The following is a 15,023-nucleotide window of genomic DNA, read 5'->3' as shown; positions in this document are numbered from 1 at the left end:
ACGCCGGGGAGCCGTGTTCAGTTTGGCTGATCGTTGTTCTTCGCAAAAATGCGGTAGATGAGAAGCAGGATCATGGCGCCGAATACGGATGCCACGAAACCGGCAGGCTGGCCTTCATGATAGAAGTGAAATTTCTGTCCCAGCCATCCTGCAAGCAGGGCGCCGGCAATGCCGAGAAAAATCGTGATGATGAAGCCACCCGGATCGCGCCCGGGCATCAGAAATTTGGCGATAAGTCCGACGAAGAAGCCGACGATCAGTGTCCAGATCAGATGCATGTCATCTCCATGGTTTTTCAGATTGCGAGAGTGTGAGTAATTATCAACTCTGTGTGACTAACATGAAACGCAAGTCATGTCACAGGGCCGCACGAATCAGGGTTTCCGATCCTGTTTGTTGAGCGACCAGCAACGCGATGTCGGGACATTCTGGTCGTTGCGCGTATCGGGCGGCGTTAGAGCGCAGATCAGCGTCGAGCCGCGACGCGAGAGGGTCATCACCAGCTCGGGGCCTGTACGGGCAATCGCCCCAATGCTGTATCCTTGGTCGAGATACGAATCGAGCGCTGCGGGCAGCGGTTTTAATGTGGTTGGAATGGCCAAGGGGGAGTACGGCGATTTAACCCCTGAATCGGGGAGAGGCCCAGTTTCCTCTGCCGCTAAGGCCGGTGACAATGCCGTATGCCCGAACAAAGCCCCGAGTAACGGGATCGTATAAGCAAGAAAGCGCAGTCGTTTCATGACAGATCCTTGAGCAAGGGGGCTTTGCAAGCCCCGCTTCAGAAGGGTTCGATACAGGTTGTATCCGTACCACGCGTCTTTAACGACTGAGCCTGTCCTTGCGTTCAGCCCCGGCGGTGCATTTTGCCCGCCACTGGGACTGAATTACCCACACAGAACAGGGATCTGCACCTGCCCGTTTTTTGGTTGTGCGGGCAGGGTTTTGAAGGTGTCAGCCGAATGACCCGTTAGCGTGCATGACCGCAACGCTGATTTCGCGCAGTAGCGCGAAAAGTCGTGCCATAGGCGCAAAGATTTCCTCGTGCTCCTTGGTGAAGCCGTGATCGTCGCGCGGACCGCTGGGCTCATGGAAATCGAGATCGGTCACCATGCCGGCCGATTGCGGGAAAATTTCCGACAGACGCTTGAGTACAGCGGGAATTTCGAGCTGGAGCACGAGCTTGAGCAGGGTCTCGCGATTGATGTCGTTGCGCGGACTGAAATACGGGATGCGCGTGGCCAGCAGCCAGATCTGTCCGATGACCGCATGCCGTATGGCATGAAGCGTACGCTCCTGTGCACTCATCTTGAGTGTGTGGCTCCAGGCGGATTCGAGCGCAATGTGATCGGCCTGGATACGTCTGAACATGGCGGGCAGGCTGCGCCAGAATTCGAGCCCTTCAAGCCCGCTTGCCAGCACGAGATGCTGGCTGCGCTGCTCCTCATTGCGTGCCGAGGCCGCGCGGTCCAGCCAGGTGCCAGGGTCCAGCAGGCGCACGATCCCACGCAGGGCGCCGATATCCGAATGCGCGGCGGCCTGACGGGCAAAGTCGAGCGCGAGGCCGAAGCGGCGGCTGCTGCGAGCCAGCTTTTCGAAGGTCTCGGGATGGCGCGATGCTGCCGTGCCGAAACCCTGCAATACGTTCGTCCACCAGCCGAGCTGTTCGAGAATCGCATTGTTTGGAATGGCGCGCAGCTGGCTGGGATGCGTGATGCGCGTCACACTGATGCCATCGCCCTGACGTGCTGAAGGACGAGAGCCGGATTTGTCGATCAGGGCAGGGCCGAAAGCACCGAGAAGGCCGGCATAGCCGGGATCCTCGACCAGGCTGCTCATATCGTGTGCGATGGTCGAGAAGAAATCGGCAGAGAAATCGGGCTCGTCATAAATCGGATCGCGCGCTGCGGAGAGCGGACGCACCAGATGCTCGGCCAGTGTCGCGATGGTCGAGGTGGCGAGCGGCGCCGTGCCGAACAGTGTATAGCCATCGCCCCCCTGAAAAGCGGCTTCCTCACGCAGGCTGATTCCGGCCTTGGCGAAAAGACCGCGCGTATGGTCAGGCGAGAAATAGCTCAGCCGGTCGGACAGGCTGAAAGGATGAGCGCCGCGCCCTATGCTCTCGCCATGCGTGTCGAACAGAACCAGTTCGATATCCTGCATGCCGTGTTTCTGCATGAGTGAGAGGGTGCGCAGGCGCAAACGCTCGACAAGATTGGTCGCGGCAAGCTGGCCGATATAACGGCCGGAATCCGAATAGCCGAATTGCAGGCAGAGGCGGCCGTTATTGCGAATATACTCACGCCAGTGCGGCGAACGGAAAGCTTCTTCCAGAATGATCTCGCCATGTTCGAGCGCGCTCTGCGTCTCGAAGAGCGGAGAGATCTGGATCTGCTCGTCACGGATGCCCAGCAGTCGCGCCAGCCAGAGCGTTGCGAGAAGCGTGTAGCCGCTCTCGGTCTCGGCAATCAGGAAGCGTATCGGCGTTGCGCCATCGATATGCTTGAGTATCTGCGCCATCGTCATCATCAGACGACCGGCAGAAGACTGCTCCATCATCACCGCGCCGAAATCGACCGGGATCGGCTCCTTGATGGCTTCGAGGGCTTCGTTGATCTGCGACAGCACGAGGCGCCGGCGCGAGGGGATGGTGGGGTCATCCTCGATGCCGAGGCGATGGCGCACGACATTGTAGATCTGTGTGGCATTGAGGCGTGTGTGGATATGGGCTGCGCCGAGCCCATGAGCCATGAAGCCGGACCGCGCCGTAAGAAGTGCTACGCGCCTGTCGTTGTCGTCGCCCATCAGGGTGAGGGCTTCGTCGAAAAGGGGCTTCAGCGGTTCAGCGGATACGAGTGCGGCTTCGCGTCGGCTGACGAGCGTCTGGGCGAAAGCGGCAATGGCGGTTGCATCGTGGTGCTGCTGATCCGGACAGGCGGCTTCCTGCTCCTTCACTGCGCCGAGGGCCACATCGATACGTGCAACCAGATGCGAGCATGCGGGCAAGAGCGATTCGAGCTGTGTGCGCAGTCGTTCGAGCTGGGTGCGCTTGAGCGCAAGACGGATGCGCAGCGTGTCCCACCAGTGAATATCGCTTCGGCCATCGGTGTCGAATCCGACCCACGTGGCCAGGATCAGCGTTCTGATATCGAGCGCACCCAGTATTTCGGGCTGATCGGGCCAGCGTTTGACCGCATGATCGAAAATGGCCGCATTGAAGATATCGAGGGCGTCGCGGCCGCGCAGGATTGCCGTGAGTGCGAGGTTCTGTTCATGGGCGAGGGTCGGTGCCCCCTCGCGACGGTGCGATTTCAGCTCGGGCAGACGATGGCTCGGATCGGTCGCCATTTCGACGATGTGTCGATAGACGTTATCGGCGAGCGCGAATGTGGGATGCGCGGTGAAGACGGCTGCAAAACCCGGGCGCGAAAGACGCGCAACCAGGGCCTCGACACTGCCGCAGCTTTCGACGGTCAGACGCGCGGCCTCGATAAGGCGTGCCTCGGGGGCTTTCTCATCCTTGAGGCCCACGTAATTGCGCAGCCGTGATGCGCGCTGCTTGAGATTGCCGTCACGCAGCACGCGTACGGCGTTTTCAAGCGTGGAGACCGCCAGAGCGCCATCGATCAGTTCATCGCCGATCTGGCTGGAAAGTGTCTCGATCGGATCGGGAGCATGACGCTCATGGGCAGCGCGATCCTGCAGCGCCTGCATTTCGCCCGTCAGATGCCTGGCGAAATCTGCGCCATCACGCATATCCGGTGCGATTTTCGGATTGGCTTTGCTGTCCGCTTCAGGGGCGGGCGTTCCGGAAGAGGCGTGATGCGGCGCAGTATGGGACAAGGCACTCTCGCTTGAATTCGGTTCACGGATTGCGCCCGGTTTTCCATGCCGCAAGAGTCATGGCAATGGAGGATTGCGCGCGGCGCAGGACTTTTTACCCCGCCAGTGGTATTCAATCCATCATGCATCATTCGATTTCCGATAATTCCCCACCAGTGGATCGTTCGGCCGAGGCAGCAGAACGCGAGGCACTGGCTGCCTTGAAGGCATCGCGTCGTCTGGCGAGCGGACTGCTCATCTCCATGGGGGGACTCATGGTGGTGTCGGCGGGTCTCCCCGCTGCCGGATTGATGCGCGACAGCTTTTTGCTTGAGGTGCTGCGCTCGGGCGCGCGTGCGGGCGTCGTGGGCGGCATCGCCGACTGGTTTGCCGTGACCGCGCTGTTCCGTCATCCGCTCGGCCTGCCCATTCCTCACACCGCCGTGTTGCCCCGCCAGCAGGTGCGTCTTGCCCGTGCGCTCGGGCGGTTCGTCTCGACGCAGTTCTTCACAGAGGAAGACGCCAGTCGTGCCCTGGCCTCTGCCGATGTGGCCCGCATTCTTGCCAACCTTCTGCGTCAGCCCCGTACGGCCAATGCCACAGCGGCGGCCTTGCAGCGCAGTGTGCCCGATATGCTCGACCGGCTTGAGGACGGGCGCGCGAGTGCGGCCATTGCAAAGGCCTTGCCCGTTCTCGCGCGCGGCGAGGCTTCGATCAATGTTGTGACGCGTGCCCTGCGCGCGCTGGTTGACGATGCCCTGCATCAGGAGGTGCTTTCCGCGCTGCTCGAGCGCTTCAAGGCCGGTGTGCAGAAACGCGAGGCGACGCTGCGCAGCTTTATCGAGGAGCGTGTGCGTGAGCAGGGGGGGCGCATGATCGGCTGGGCAATCGGCCCATCGGTCGCCAATCGCGTCATCACGGCGCTCTATCTCGAACTGGAGCGCATCGACCCTCAGGATTCCGAATTGCGTGAGGGATTCACCAGTTGGGTACGCGCGGAGATCGACCGTCTGGAGCAGGACCCGGATCGTCGTGCACGCTTTGGCGATGCCATTACCGGCTATCTGGGTCATGACAGCCTGAAGCTCTGGTGGTCGGAAATCTGGCAGCGCTTCAGGGGGCTTGCCGAGGCCGATCTGGCCTGCGAGCAGGGGTGGAGCCGCAGCGTGATCGAAAGCGCGTTGCAGAGCCTTGCGGATCAGCTCGATCACGATCCGACCATGCGTGCGCGTCTTGAACAGACGCTCAAGACAACGCTGGTGCGTATTCTGCCCTCGCTTCGCGACAAACTGGCCGCCTATATCTCATCGGTGATGGAGCGGTGGGACCCGGCGGAGCTTTCTGCCCGGCTGGAACAGCGGGTGGGGCGGGACCTGCAATATATCCGCGTCAACGGCACACTGGTCGGTTTTGTCGTGGGGGCCGTTCTCGACATGCTCATGCGTCTGTGTTTCGGTCATCTTGGTTGAGGCAGGTTTTTATCACCGCAACAAAGGGCGAAAAGGGTTGACGCGCGGCCCCCGGACGCGCATCTCCTAGAAAATAGCACCATTTAGGTCTTTAATTTCTGTTTATGCGGAACTGATCGAGGGAGCAGAATGCTCAGGTTATCCAAACTCGCTGATTACGCTACGGTTCTGCTCGTGCAGCTTGGGCAGCAGGATACGCTTGTGACGGCCACAGCGCTTGCTGCGGCAACCGGTGTGCCCGAGCCGACGGTAGCCAAGCTCCTCAAAGGGCTTGCAGCGGACGGTCTGGTGGCATCGCATCGCGGTGCGCGCGGCGGATATCGCTTGGCACGCTCCCTGTCCGAAATCTCGATCGCCGCGGTCATCACATCGGTCGATGGCCCTATCGCGCTCACCGCCTGTGTCGAGGGACGTATCTGCGAAGCGAAATCGCTTTGCGCCCTGTCCTCCGGGCAGTGGGATATCGTGAACAACGCCATACGCTCGACTCTCGAATCGATCAATCTGGCCGATATGAGCCGCGCTCATCTGTCGGGAGGGGCCATGACCGCCTCCGGATGCGCGGCGCACGACCACCATCCTGTAGGGGAGGGATGATATGCCAGCTGTAACCGAGACACGCGAAGCCGTCGAAACCCTTGGCCAGTCGACCTACAAATGGGGCTTCGAAACCGATATCGAGATGGAGTTCGCGCCCAAGGGCCTGAGCGAGGAGACGATCCGTTTCATCTCCGCCCGCAAGCAGGAACCCGAATGGATGCTCGACTGGCGTCTTCAGGCGTTTCGTGCCTGGCAGGCGATGGAAGAGCCGACATGGCAGAAGCCCGATTATCCGGCGATCGATTATCAGGATGCTTTCTATTTCGCCGAGCCGAAGAAGAAGCCCGGTCCGAAATCGCTGGAAGAAGTCGATCCGGAGCTGCTGCGTACTTACGAGAAACTCGGCATACCCTTGCATGAGCAGGCCATACTGGCCGGTGTCGAAGGGGCAGACCAGGCAGAGCGCCTGCCGGTCGCCGTCGATGCCGTGTTCGATTCAGTGTCGGTTGTCACGACATTCCGCAAGACGCTGGAAGAGGCAGGGGTCATCTTCTGCCCGATTTCAGACGCCATTCGCGAGCATCCTGAGCTGGTGAAACGCTATCTCGGCTCTGTCGTGCCGGTCAGCGATAATTTCTTTGCCGCGCTCAATTCGGCCGTGTTCACCGACGGGTCCTTCGTTTACGTGCCAGAGGGCGTGCGTTGTCCGATGGAGCTGTCGACCTATTTTCGCATCAATGCGCGCAATACCGGTCAGTTCGAGCGTACCCTGATCATCTGCGAAGACCGCGCGACCGTGTCCTATCTCGAAGGCTGCACCGCGCCGATGCGCGATGAAAACCAGCTTCATGCGGCCGTGGTCGAACTGGTGGCCATGAACGATGCCACGATCAAGTATTCCACGGTGCAGAACTGGTATCCGGGCGACGAGAACGGCAAGGGTGGTATCTACAACTTCGTGACCAAGCGCGGCGCGTGTCGCGGTCGCAATGCCAAGATCTCCTGGACGCAGGTCGAGACCGGTTCCGCCATCACCTGGAAATATCCTTCATGCATTCTGGCAGGTGAGGGATCGGTCGGTGAGTTCTATTCGGTGGCCGTGACCAACAATCGCCAGCAGGCCGATACCGGCACGAAGATGATCCATCTGGCACCGAACACACGCTCGACGATCATCGCAAAGACCATCTCTGCCGGTCATTCGGACAGTACCTATCGCGGTCTGGTGCGCATGATGCCCAAGGCGCGCGGTGCCCGTAACTTCACGCAATGCGACAGCCTGCTGATCGGCGATCAGTGCGGTGCGCATACCGTGCCCTATATCGAAAACCGCAACATGACGGCCCGTGTCGAGCATGAGGCGACAACGTCGAAAATCTCTGAGGACCAGCTCTTCTATTGCCGGTCACGTGGCCTGTCGGAAGAAGATGCCGTGGGTCTCATCGTCAACGGGTTCTGCAAGGATGTCCTGAAGGAACTCCCCATGGAGTTTGCAGTGGAAGCTCAGAAGCTCCTGCAGCTCAGTCTTGAAGGTAGCGTCGGGTAAAGAGCCGCATCATGAATGATTTTCTGAAAATTTCCGGTCTCTGTGCGCAGATCGACGATAACGGAACCCCCAAGGAGATTCTGCGCGGTCTGGATCTCGATGTGCCCAAGGGGCAGATCCATGCAATCATGGGGCCGAACGGATCGGGCAAGTCCACACTGTCTTACGTTCTGGCCGGGCGCGAGGACTATGAGGTAACCGGCGGTAGCGCGAGTTTCCTCGGTGAGGATCTGCTGGCGCTCGAACCTGAAGAACGTGCGGCACTTGGCGTCTTTCTTGCCTTCCAGTCTCCTGTGGAGCTGCCGGGCGTCAACAATGCCAACTTCCTGCGCACTGCGGTCAATGCCGTGCGTCGTGCCCGCAAGGAAGACGAGCTCGATGCCGTCGGCTTTCTGAAGGCCGTACGCGCCGAAACCAAGCATCTTCACATGTCCGACGAGATGCTCAAGCGCAACGTCAATGTGGGCTTTTCGGGCGGTGAGAAGAAGCGCAACGAGGTGCTGCAGATGCGTATGCTGCGCCCCAAATTCGCCATTCTCGACGAGACCGATAGCGGGCTCGACATCGATGCCCTGCGTATCGTTGCCGAGGGCGTGAACAGTCTGCGTGGCCCCGATTTCTCTGCGCTGATCATTACCCACCACCAGCGTCTGCTGGATTATATCCAGCCCGACCGCGTGCATGTCATGGCCAAGGGCAGGATCATCCATAGCGGTGGCGCCGAAGTGGCACTGGCGCTCGAGGCACAGGGTTATCAGCAATATCTTGAGGCGGTGGCATGAGCGATATCGCAGCTTTATCGCCTGCGGTCGCGTCTTTCGTTGCACGCGCGCATGAAGGCGAAGCCCGCGCACTTCTGGAACGCGAGGGTCTGCCGCAGCGTCGTCTGGAAGCCTGGCGCTATACCCCGCTGCGCGATATCGACAAGACGGGTTTCGAAGCACCCCGAGCTGTGTCGCTCGGTGAGGCCGAAGCACTGGTTGCGCGTCTCGCTCCCGAGGCGCGCACAGGGCATCGCATAGTTTTCATCAACGGTGTTGTCGTCGATGCGCTGACGCGTCTGCCTGAGGCGGTTTCGCTCGGTGGCGCCGGTGTGCCGCTCGTGGCCGATCGCCCCCTGAGCGTGCTCAATGCCGCCCTGCAGCAGCCAGGTCTGATGCTGCATGTGCCAGAAGGGGTGGAAGCCGGGCAGATATGCCTCGTCTCCCTTGTGACCAGCGAAGCCCCCGTCTCGACGCATCTTGCGCATCGCGTCGCGCTTGGTGCCGGGGCAAGCCTGACCCTGCTCGATATCCAGTCGGGCGAGGGGCGCTATCTTGCCAATCCGAGCCTTGCGGTGACGGTGGCCGAGGGGGCGCATCTTACGCATCTGCGTGTTCAGCAGGATGCCGCCGAGGCCACCAATCTCGCCTTCGTCGCTGCAGACGTGGTAGAAAATGGCACTTATGACAGCTTTACCCTGACGCTTGGCGCCAGACTGTCGCGTCATGAAGTGCTGGCCCATCTTGGGGGCAAACATGCCACCGTGCATGTCAATGCGGCCCAGCTTCTGGCTGAGTCCCAGCATGCGGATCTGACTTCGGTCATCACCCATGCGGCGCCCGACTGCAATTCGCGCCAGACCGTGAAGAACGTGCTGATGGATGCGTCTCATGGCGTGTTTCAAGGCAAGATCTTCGTCGATCGCATTGCGCAGAAGACAGACGGTTACCAGATGAACCAGGCGCTGCTGCTTTCCGAGAAGGCGCAGATCGACAGCAAGCCTGAGCTTGAGATCTACGCCGACGACGTGAAATGCAGCCATGGTGCAACTGTAGGCGCGCTCGATGACGAGCAGCTTTTCTATCTGCGTGCTCGCGGCATTCCCCATGCCGAGGCACGCGCTATGCTCGTTCGCGCGTTTTTGCTCGATGCGCTTTCCCTGGTGACGGATGAGACAGCGCATGCGCTGCTCGACCAGCGTGTCGATGCATGGTGGCAAAAAAGAGAGGGATGATGTCCTCAATCGACGTGCTCGACCGTTTTGCCGACCTGCGCGGCCGGTTTCCGATCCTGTCCGAGACGGTTCATGGCCGCCCGCTGGTCTTTCTCGACAGCGCAGCGTCGTCACAGAAACCGGATTGCGTGATCGAGGCGATGGCGGATGCGATGCAGCACCAGTACGCCAATATCCATCGCGGATTGCACTGGATGAGCGAGCGTACGACCGAGGCCTATGAATCGGTCCGGACGCAGGCAGCACGTTTTCTGAATGCGCCCGATCGCCATGAGATCGTCTTTACGCGCAATAGCACCGAAGCGATCAATCTGGTTGCGCATTCTTTCGGTGCTCTGCTCAGGCCCGGTCAGGCCGTTCTGATTTCCGAGCTGGAGCATCACTCCAATCTCGTGCCCTGGCAGATGCTGCGCGATCGTGCCGGAATCGAGCTGCGCGTCGCACCGATTACGGAAACCGGCGATCTCGATCTCGGGGCCTATGAGGCGCTTCTGGCCGATGGTCGTGTCGGGCTCGTGGCCATTACGCATATGTCCAACGTTCTTGGCACGTTGACCCCGGCCAGGGAGCTGGCGCGTCTGGCCCATCAATACGGGGCGAAGATCCTGCTCGATGGCTCGCAATCGGCTGTCCATCGCGCCATCGACGTGCAGGATCTGGACGCCGATTTCTTCGTCTGCACCGGGCACAAGCTGTACGGGCCGACCGGCATCGGTGTGCTCTGGGGGCGTAGCGAACTGCTCAATGCCATGCCGCCTTTCCTTGGCGGCGGCGAAATGATCGAAAGCGTCACCTTCGAGAAATCGACCTGGGCGGCCATTCCGCATAAATTCGAAGCCGGAACACCACCGATTATCGAAGTAATCGGGCTCGGTGCTGCCCTGTCTTTCATGGAAGAGCTCGGAGCAGAGGCGATTGCAGCGCATGAAAATGCGCTCGTGGCTTATACACGCGATGTGCTGGGCGGCAGCGAAGGCGTGCAGCTTGTGGGTGCACCGGTCGATCAGGGCGGGGTCGTCTCTTTCATTGTCGAAGGCGCGCACCCACATGATCTGGCAGTGTTGCTGGATCGGCAGGGCATAGCCATTCGTGCCGGGCAGCATTGTGCAGAGCCGCTGATCAGACGCCTCGGCCTGACGGCAACGGCGCGCGCGAGCTTCGGCGTTTACACCACACGTGACGATATCGATGCACTGGTGAAGGGCGTTGCGCGCGCCCGTCAGATGCTGGTCTGATCAAGGAGGTCATTCATGTCCGAAGAAAGCCATATCCTGACCAGACCGCTTGGCGCGCCGGCAGAACCGCCTGCGCCGGAAGTGCAGCCCGGTGTGCCGGATGAGGACAGCGTCATCTCGGCCATTGCTACGGTGTACGATCCGGAAATTCCGGTGAATATCTATGAACTCGGGCTTATCTACGCCATCGATCTTCATGATGACGGGCGTGTGGATATCGAGATGACACTCACGGCGCCCAACTGTCCGAGTGCGCAGGAGCTGCCCGAACAGGTGCGCGAGGCTGTTGCTGCGCTGCCGGGTGTCAGCAAGGCGACCGTACAGATCGTATGGGATCCACCATGGGACATGAGCCGCATGAGCGACGACGCCCGCCTTGCACTGAACATGTTCTGAACGGGGAATTATCATGAGCGATACACAGACCGCTCCGGCCCCCGCGCCGCGAGCCTTGCCGCCCCTTATGCAGATGACGGAGCGTGCCGCAGCACGTCTCAAAAAGCTCTATGAGGGAGCGAATAAAGGGCAGCTTCTGCGCATCGGTGTGAACACGCGTGGCTGTTCCGGCATGTCCTATGACATGAGCTTTGTCGATACCGTGTCACCGGGCGACGAGCGCGTGACCGATCATGGCGTCGATGTGCTGATCGACCGCAAGGCAACGCTGTTCCTGATTGGAACGGTGATGGATTATGAGGTCAAGGACCTCGAATCCGGCTTTACTTTCACCAATCCCAATGAAAAAGGCCGCTGCGGCTGTGGTGAGAGCTTTCACGTCTGACGACGTGAAAGCCTCTTCCTGCTTTTCGTAAAGGCCACGACGGCTTCGACTTCGGTCGACCAGAGAAACTGATCGATCACTGAAATCGACAGAACCTCATAACCAGCCTTCTGCAGGAGGGCGGAATCCTTCTGCAGGGCCTGCGGGTTGCAGCTGATATAGACGATATCCTCCACATTCGAACGGGCGATATGGTCCATCTGGATCAGGGCACCGGCATGAGGCGGATCGAGCACGACGACACGCGCTTTTGCCAGCTCTTTCGCGATGAGTGGCTGGCGTGTCAGATCGCGATGCGTGGTTTCGATACGCTGCCCGACTGCACCGGATCTGAGCGCGGCAATAGCCTCGAAATGTCCTTCGTAGGCAAGAACGCGACCCTTCTGGGCGAGGGGAACCGTCAATGTCCCAAACCCCGCGAAGAGCTCGACGATCGGGTCCTTGCGATTGAGGGCAGGTAACGCGGCCAGAACGGCATCGGCAATGGCGGTTTCGCTCTGTGCGCTCGCCTGCAGAAACCCTCCCGGCGGAGGTGTCAGCTTTACGGCGCCGAAAGCGTGAAAAACCGGCCCCTGCTGCGCGACGATCTCGTAACCCTCATTGGGGCGACGCTTCGAACGCCATGATATGCGCGGAATTTTGTGCACACGTCCGAAAGCGGCCAGCTTGACGCGATCCGTCGGCGCGAGCGTTGCATCGGTGGAAATCAGAATATCGGGGCCGGAGGTGTAGAGATTGATCTGAAGATCGCCCCCCCCGGTAACGGCGCCGAGTGAGGACAGCACATCGCGCAGCGGGTCGAGCAGGGCGAACAATGCGGGATCGATGACGTGACACTCTGTCATGTCGACGACATCGCCGTGACGACGATGCAGGCCCAGAACGACACGGCCCGGAAGGCGCTGGAACGCAAGATCGATGCGCCGGCGGCTGAGCGGAGGGACCTGCGTGGCCTCTATGTGCGGCAGGTTCCGGAATCCGGCGCGGTCCAGCGCATGCTGGACCAGCCCCGTCTTCCACTCCAGCAGTGCAGGCAACGAGATGGTCTGCATCGAGCAGCCCCCGCAGGTGCCGAACAATGTGCAGACGGGTTCAACCCGGTTTGGGGAAGGGGTGAGTATGTCGAGCACGTCGATATGACGGTCGTCGCCCACACGCAGTTTCAGGCGGTCGCCGGGGACCGCTTGCGGGATGTAGGCAGGCTTGTCGTCAATCAGGACAAGCCCGTCACCGTTCGCTCCATAGGAGAGAACGGTGGTTTCAAGAATTGAGGGCATGACGGATCAGACGGTGCCGCGATGCTGGATGGGACCGACATGCTCTTCGGTCTCTGCCTTGCGGTTGCGGCGCGGCAGAAGCATGAAGGCCGGTGTTTCGTGTCCGAACCCGGTGCGGGGCCCATCGTGATCGAACGCCGATGTCGGGGCCACCGAGCCGCGCTCGACACCCTGTCGCTCCGGTGTCGCTTCCGGTTTGGGGCGCGCAGCTTGACGGTCGCGTTCGGCCGATACAGGGCGGTCACGGTCACGGTCACGGTCACGGTCACGGTCACGGTCACGGTCACGGCTCTCGCCATGACGATTGTGACGACCGCCACGATCCTTGCCGCGCTTTTCGTGTCGTTCGGGCTGGCCTGTTTCCTGTTCGGGATCAGCCCAGGGGAGCGTTTCGATCCCGTCGATTTCGACCATGGGAATCGGCGCATGCTTCAGCTTTTCGATTGCCTCGGCCAGCAGCTTCTGACGCGGTGATGCCAGACTATAGGCGTGGCCGGTCTTGCCCGCACGCCCTGTACGCCCGATGCGATGGATATAATCCTCGGCGTTGAACGGCAGATCGAAATTGAACACATGCGACAGGCCGCCGATATCGATGCCGCGTGCGGCAACGTCGGAACAGACGAGAATCTGCAGCTCGCCGGCCTTGAAGCGTTCGAGCGTCTTGAAGCGCAGGGACTGCGCCAGATCACCATGAAGATGGCCTACCGCAAAGCCGTGCTTGTGCAGTGATTTGTAGAGCACATCGACATCGCGTTTGCGGTTGCAGAACACGATAGCATTCTGCACGTTCTCACGCTTCAGCAGCTTGCGCAGCACACGGCGCTTTTCGTGCTCGTCGACGACCAGCAGGGCTTCCTCGATGGTCGTTGCAACCGAAGAGGGGCGGGAGACCGTGATCTCTTCCGGCAGGTGCAGGAACTGATCGGCCAGCGTGCGAATTTCCGGGGCCATGGTGGCCGAGAAAAGCAGGGTCTGGCGACGTGCAGGCAGCATCGAAACAATGCGCGTGATATCGGGAATGAACCCCATATCGAGCATGCGGTCGGCTTCGTCGATCACCAGAATGCCGGTCTGGGTAAGAAGCAGCCCGCCACGATCGAAAAGATCCATCAGGCGGCCCGGCGTGGCGATGAGAATATCCACGCCCTGATTGAGCACGGCACGCTGGTCGGCCATGCTTTCGCCGCCAATCAGCAGGGCGTGATTCAGGCGCAGATGCTTGCCATAGAGCGTGAGATTTTCCGCAACCTGAAGCGCGAGTTCACGCGTCGGTTCGAGAATCAGCGAACGCGGCATGCGGGCGCGGGCACGTGACCCGGCAAGCTTTTCCAGCATGGGCAATGTGAACGAGGCCGTCTTGCCCGTGCCCGTCTGGGCAACACCGAGCACGTCCTGACCGTTCAGCACAACGGGAATTGCACGTGCCTGAATGGGCGTGGGATGCTCATAGCCCATTTCTTCAATAGCACGCATGATCGGCGCAGAGAGGCCGAGTTCCGAGAAAAGCGGCTTGGGCGCCTCGATAATGGCTTCCATCGCTGCGTCATCGGCTGGCGTCGGCGTGGCATCGGTGGCTTCGACCGGCACGGCAGGGACGGTGTTCTTTGCAACTGCCTTGCCTTGCGCCTTGGGTCGACCGCGCCCGCGCTTTGCACGCGGAGCAGGAGTTACATCGACCACTGCCGTCTCGGCACTCGCAGAAGCGGTGTTTTGGGCGACAGCATCGGCAGCATCGCTGTCGGAGACCGTCTCCGGGGCGCTGTCCTGCGATGCAGCCTTGGCGCGTGCGGAATTCACGGCCTGCTTCCGCGATCTCGCAGTTACAGAATTTGCTGCGTCACGCTGGGCATTGCGCTGGCGCGGGGGGCGACCAGCCTTTCTGGCGGGAACCGGTGCTTCAGCGGCTTCCGGAGCGGGCGCCGTTTCGACTGCAGGCAGGGCGGGCTCGATCGTATTTTCGATCTTGGTTTTGGGCTTGCGGCCTCTCCTGGGCTTTTCGGCGACGGTCTGCGTGTCGACCGGAGTGGCTTCAGCTGTTTCGGCGATCTGGGCAGCGACAGGGGTCTTGCGCGGGCGCCCGGGGCCGCGCTTCACAGGCGCCCCATCGATCTGGGTGGTCATTGCCGGCGCGGCGGAAGCAGTCTCGGATTTCTTTGTGGCAGCGCGGGGTTTGCGCGGAGATGCCTTCTTGTCGGCCATCGGTTTGGCAGCGCCTTCTTCAGCCGTTGCAGCCTTCGTCTTGCTGCGGGCTTTCACGGCAATGCCCGAACCCGAATTTTTTACGCTTGCAGCGCGGGATTTGGGCGCAGGCTTTGCTGACGATTGGGTCTCGGTCGTTTCGGCGTGATCGTTACGCG

At 60.7% G+C, this 15,023-nt stretch carries 13 protein-coding genes; 8 read left to right on the top strand and 5 right to left on the bottom strand.

The window, feature by feature from the left end; genetic code table 11:
- Positions 1-17 precede the first annotated feature (17 nt).
- The 3 genes from NF685_RS06150 to NF685_RS06140 all read right to left on the bottom strand — a co-directional run bounded on the left by NF685_RS06150 (position 18) and on the right by NF685_RS06140 (position 3,753).
- Positions 18-278 (bottom strand): GlsB/YeaQ/YmgE family stress response membrane protein, encoded by a 261-nt coding sequence (locus tag NF685_RS06150; protein ID WP_222547129.1) that lies wholly within the window; start codon positions 276-278, stop codon positions 18-20.
- A 96-nt stretch (positions 279-374) separates the two neighbouring features.
- Positions 375-740: a hypothetical protein gene (locus NF685_RS06145; RefSeq protein ID WP_252848980.1), complete on the bottom strand. Its 366-nt coding sequence runs from the start codon at positions 738-740 to the stop codon at positions 375-377.
- Positions 741-951: 211 nt separating this feature from the next.
- Entirely contained in the window at positions 952-3,753 is a 2,802-nt protein-coding gene (locus NF685_RS06140; protein ID WP_252849084.1) for a phosphoenolpyruvate carboxylase, read from the bottom strand.
- Between the two features lie 209 nt (positions 3,754-3,962).
- Between NF685_RS06140 and NF685_RS06135 the strand changes: the two genes are divergently transcribed.
- The 8 genes from NF685_RS06135 (at position 3,963) to NF685_RS06100 (ending at position 11,386) form a co-directional block, all read left to right on the top strand.
- Positions 3,963-5,288, top strand: coding sequence for a DUF445 domain-containing protein (locus tag NF685_RS06135; RefSeq protein WP_252848979.1), 1,326 nt, complete (start codon positions 3,963-3,965; stop codon positions 5,286-5,288).
- Between the two features lie 129 nt (positions 5,289-5,417).
- Positions 5,418-5,885, top strand: a complete 468-nt coding sequence (locus NF685_RS06130; RefSeq protein WP_222547131.1) for an SUF system Fe-S cluster assembly regulator — start codon at positions 5,418-5,420, stop codon at positions 5,883-5,885.
- A 1-nt stretch (position 5,886) separates the two neighbouring features.
- Positions 5,887-7,374, top strand: coding sequence for a Fe-S cluster assembly protein SufB (gene sufB / locus NF685_RS06125; RefSeq protein ID WP_222547132.1), 1,488 nt, complete (start codon positions 5,887-5,889; stop codon positions 7,372-7,374).
- Positions 7,375-7,385: 11 nt separating this feature from the next.
- Positions 7,386-8,156 (top strand): Fe-S cluster assembly ATPase SufC, encoded by a 771-nt coding sequence (sufC, locus tag NF685_RS06120; RefSeq protein ID WP_222547133.1) that lies wholly within the window; start codon positions 7,386-7,388, stop codon positions 8,154-8,156.
- Complete coding sequence (sufD, locus tag NF685_RS06115) at positions 8,153-9,370, top strand: Fe-S cluster assembly protein SufD (RefSeq protein ID WP_252848978.1); 1,218 nt, start codon at positions 8,153-8,155, stop codon at positions 9,368-9,370. The genes sufC and sufD overlap by 4 nt, the downstream gene beginning before the upstream one ends.
- Positions 9,367-10,605: an aminotransferase class V-fold PLP-dependent enzyme gene (locus NF685_RS06110; RefSeq protein ID WP_373317814.1), complete on the top strand. Its 1,239-nt coding sequence runs from the start codon at positions 9,367-9,369 to the stop codon at positions 10,603-10,605. The genes sufD and NF685_RS06110 overlap by 4 nt, the downstream gene beginning before the upstream one ends.
- A gap of 15 nt (positions 10,606-10,620) precedes the next feature.
- Positions 10,621-11,001, top strand: coding sequence for an SUF system Fe-S cluster assembly protein (locus NF685_RS06105; protein ID WP_252848977.1), 381 nt, complete (start codon positions 10,621-10,623; stop codon positions 10,999-11,001).
- 13 nt (positions 11,002-11,014) lie between these two features.
- A complete protein-coding gene (locus tag NF685_RS06100; RefSeq protein WP_222547136.1) occupies positions 11,015-11,386 on the top strand; it encodes a HesB/IscA family protein in 372 nt (123 codons plus the stop codon).
- On the opposite strand, the gene NF685_RS06095 is transcribed toward NF685_RS06100, so the two are convergent.
- On the bottom strand, positions 11,377-12,663 hold the full coding sequence (locus tag NF685_RS06095; protein WP_252848976.1) for a class I SAM-dependent RNA methyltransferase: 1,287 nt from the start codon (positions 12,661-12,663) through the stop codon (positions 11,377-11,379). The genes NF685_RS06100 and NF685_RS06095 overlap by 10 nt on opposite strands.
- A gap of 6 nt (positions 12,664-12,669) precedes the next feature.
- Positions 12,670-14,865: a DEAD/DEAH box helicase gene (locus NF685_RS06090; RefSeq protein WP_373317818.1), complete on the bottom strand. Its 2,196-nt coding sequence runs from the start codon at positions 14,863-14,865 to the stop codon at positions 12,670-12,672.
- Between the last annotated feature and the right edge of the window lie 158 nt (positions 14,866-15,023).

The organism is Asaia lannensis NBRC 102526 (genome assembly GCF_024054035.1).
Taxonomy (GTDB): domain Bacteria; phylum Pseudomonadota; class Alphaproteobacteria; order Acetobacterales; family Acetobacteraceae; genus Asaia; species Asaia lannensis.
Note: the sequence above shows the minus strand (reverse complement) of the source record. Positions and strands in the feature narration are given on the sequence as shown.

What these genes read in the sequence shown, in the direction of transcription:
- NF685_RS06135 (WP_252848979.1), top strand. Translation starts at nt 3,963, where the DNA reads ATGCATCATTCGATTTCCGATAATTCCCCACCAGTGGATCGTTCGGCC.
- NF685_RS06110 (WP_373317814.1), top strand. Translation starts at nt 9,367, where the DNA reads ATGATGTCCTCAATCGACGTGCTCGACCGTTTTGCCGACCTGCGCGGC.
- NF685_RS06150 (WP_222547129.1), bottom strand. Translation starts at nt 278, where the DNA reads ATGCATCTGATCTGGACACTGATCGTCGGCTTCTTCGTCGGACTTATC.
- NF685_RS06130 (WP_222547131.1), top strand. Translation starts at nt 5,418, where the DNA reads ATGCTCAGGTTATCCAAACTCGCTGATTACGCTACGGTTCTGCTCGTG.
- NF685_RS06100 (WP_222547136.1), top strand. Translation starts at nt 11,015, where the DNA reads ATGAGCGATACACAGACCGCTCCGGCCCCCGCGCCGCGAGCCTTGCCG.
- NF685_RS06145 (WP_252848980.1), bottom strand. Translation starts at nt 740, where the DNA reads ATGAAACGACTGCGCTTTCTTGCTTATACGATCCCGTTACTCGGGGCT.
- sufD (WP_252848978.1), top strand. Translation starts at nt 8,153, where the DNA reads ATGAGCGATATCGCAGCTTTATCGCCTGCGGTCGCGTCTTTCGTTGCA.
- NF685_RS06140 (WP_252849084.1), bottom strand. Translation starts at nt 3,753, where the DNA reads ATGCGTGATGGCGCAGATTTCGCCAGGCATCTGACGGGCGAAATGCAG.
- sufB (WP_222547132.1), top strand. Translation starts at nt 5,887, where the DNA reads ATGCCAGCTGTAACCGAGACACGCGAAGCCGTCGAAACCCTTGGCCAG.
- NF685_RS06090 (WP_373317818.1), bottom strand. Translation starts at nt 14,865, where the DNA reads ATGGCCGACAAGAAGGCATCTCCGCGCAAACCCCGCGCTGCCACAAAG.
- NF685_RS06095 (WP_252848976.1), bottom strand. Translation starts at nt 12,663, where the DNA reads ATGCCCTCAATTCTTGAAACCACCGTTCTCTCCTATGGAGCGAACGGT.
- NF685_RS06105 (WP_252848977.1), top strand. Translation starts at nt 10,621, where the DNA reads ATGTCCGAAGAAAGCCATATCCTGACCAGACCGCTTGGCGCGCCGGCA.
- sufC (WP_222547133.1), top strand. Translation starts at nt 7,386, where the DNA reads ATGAATGATTTTCTGAAAATTTCCGGTCTCTGTGCGCAGATCGACGAT.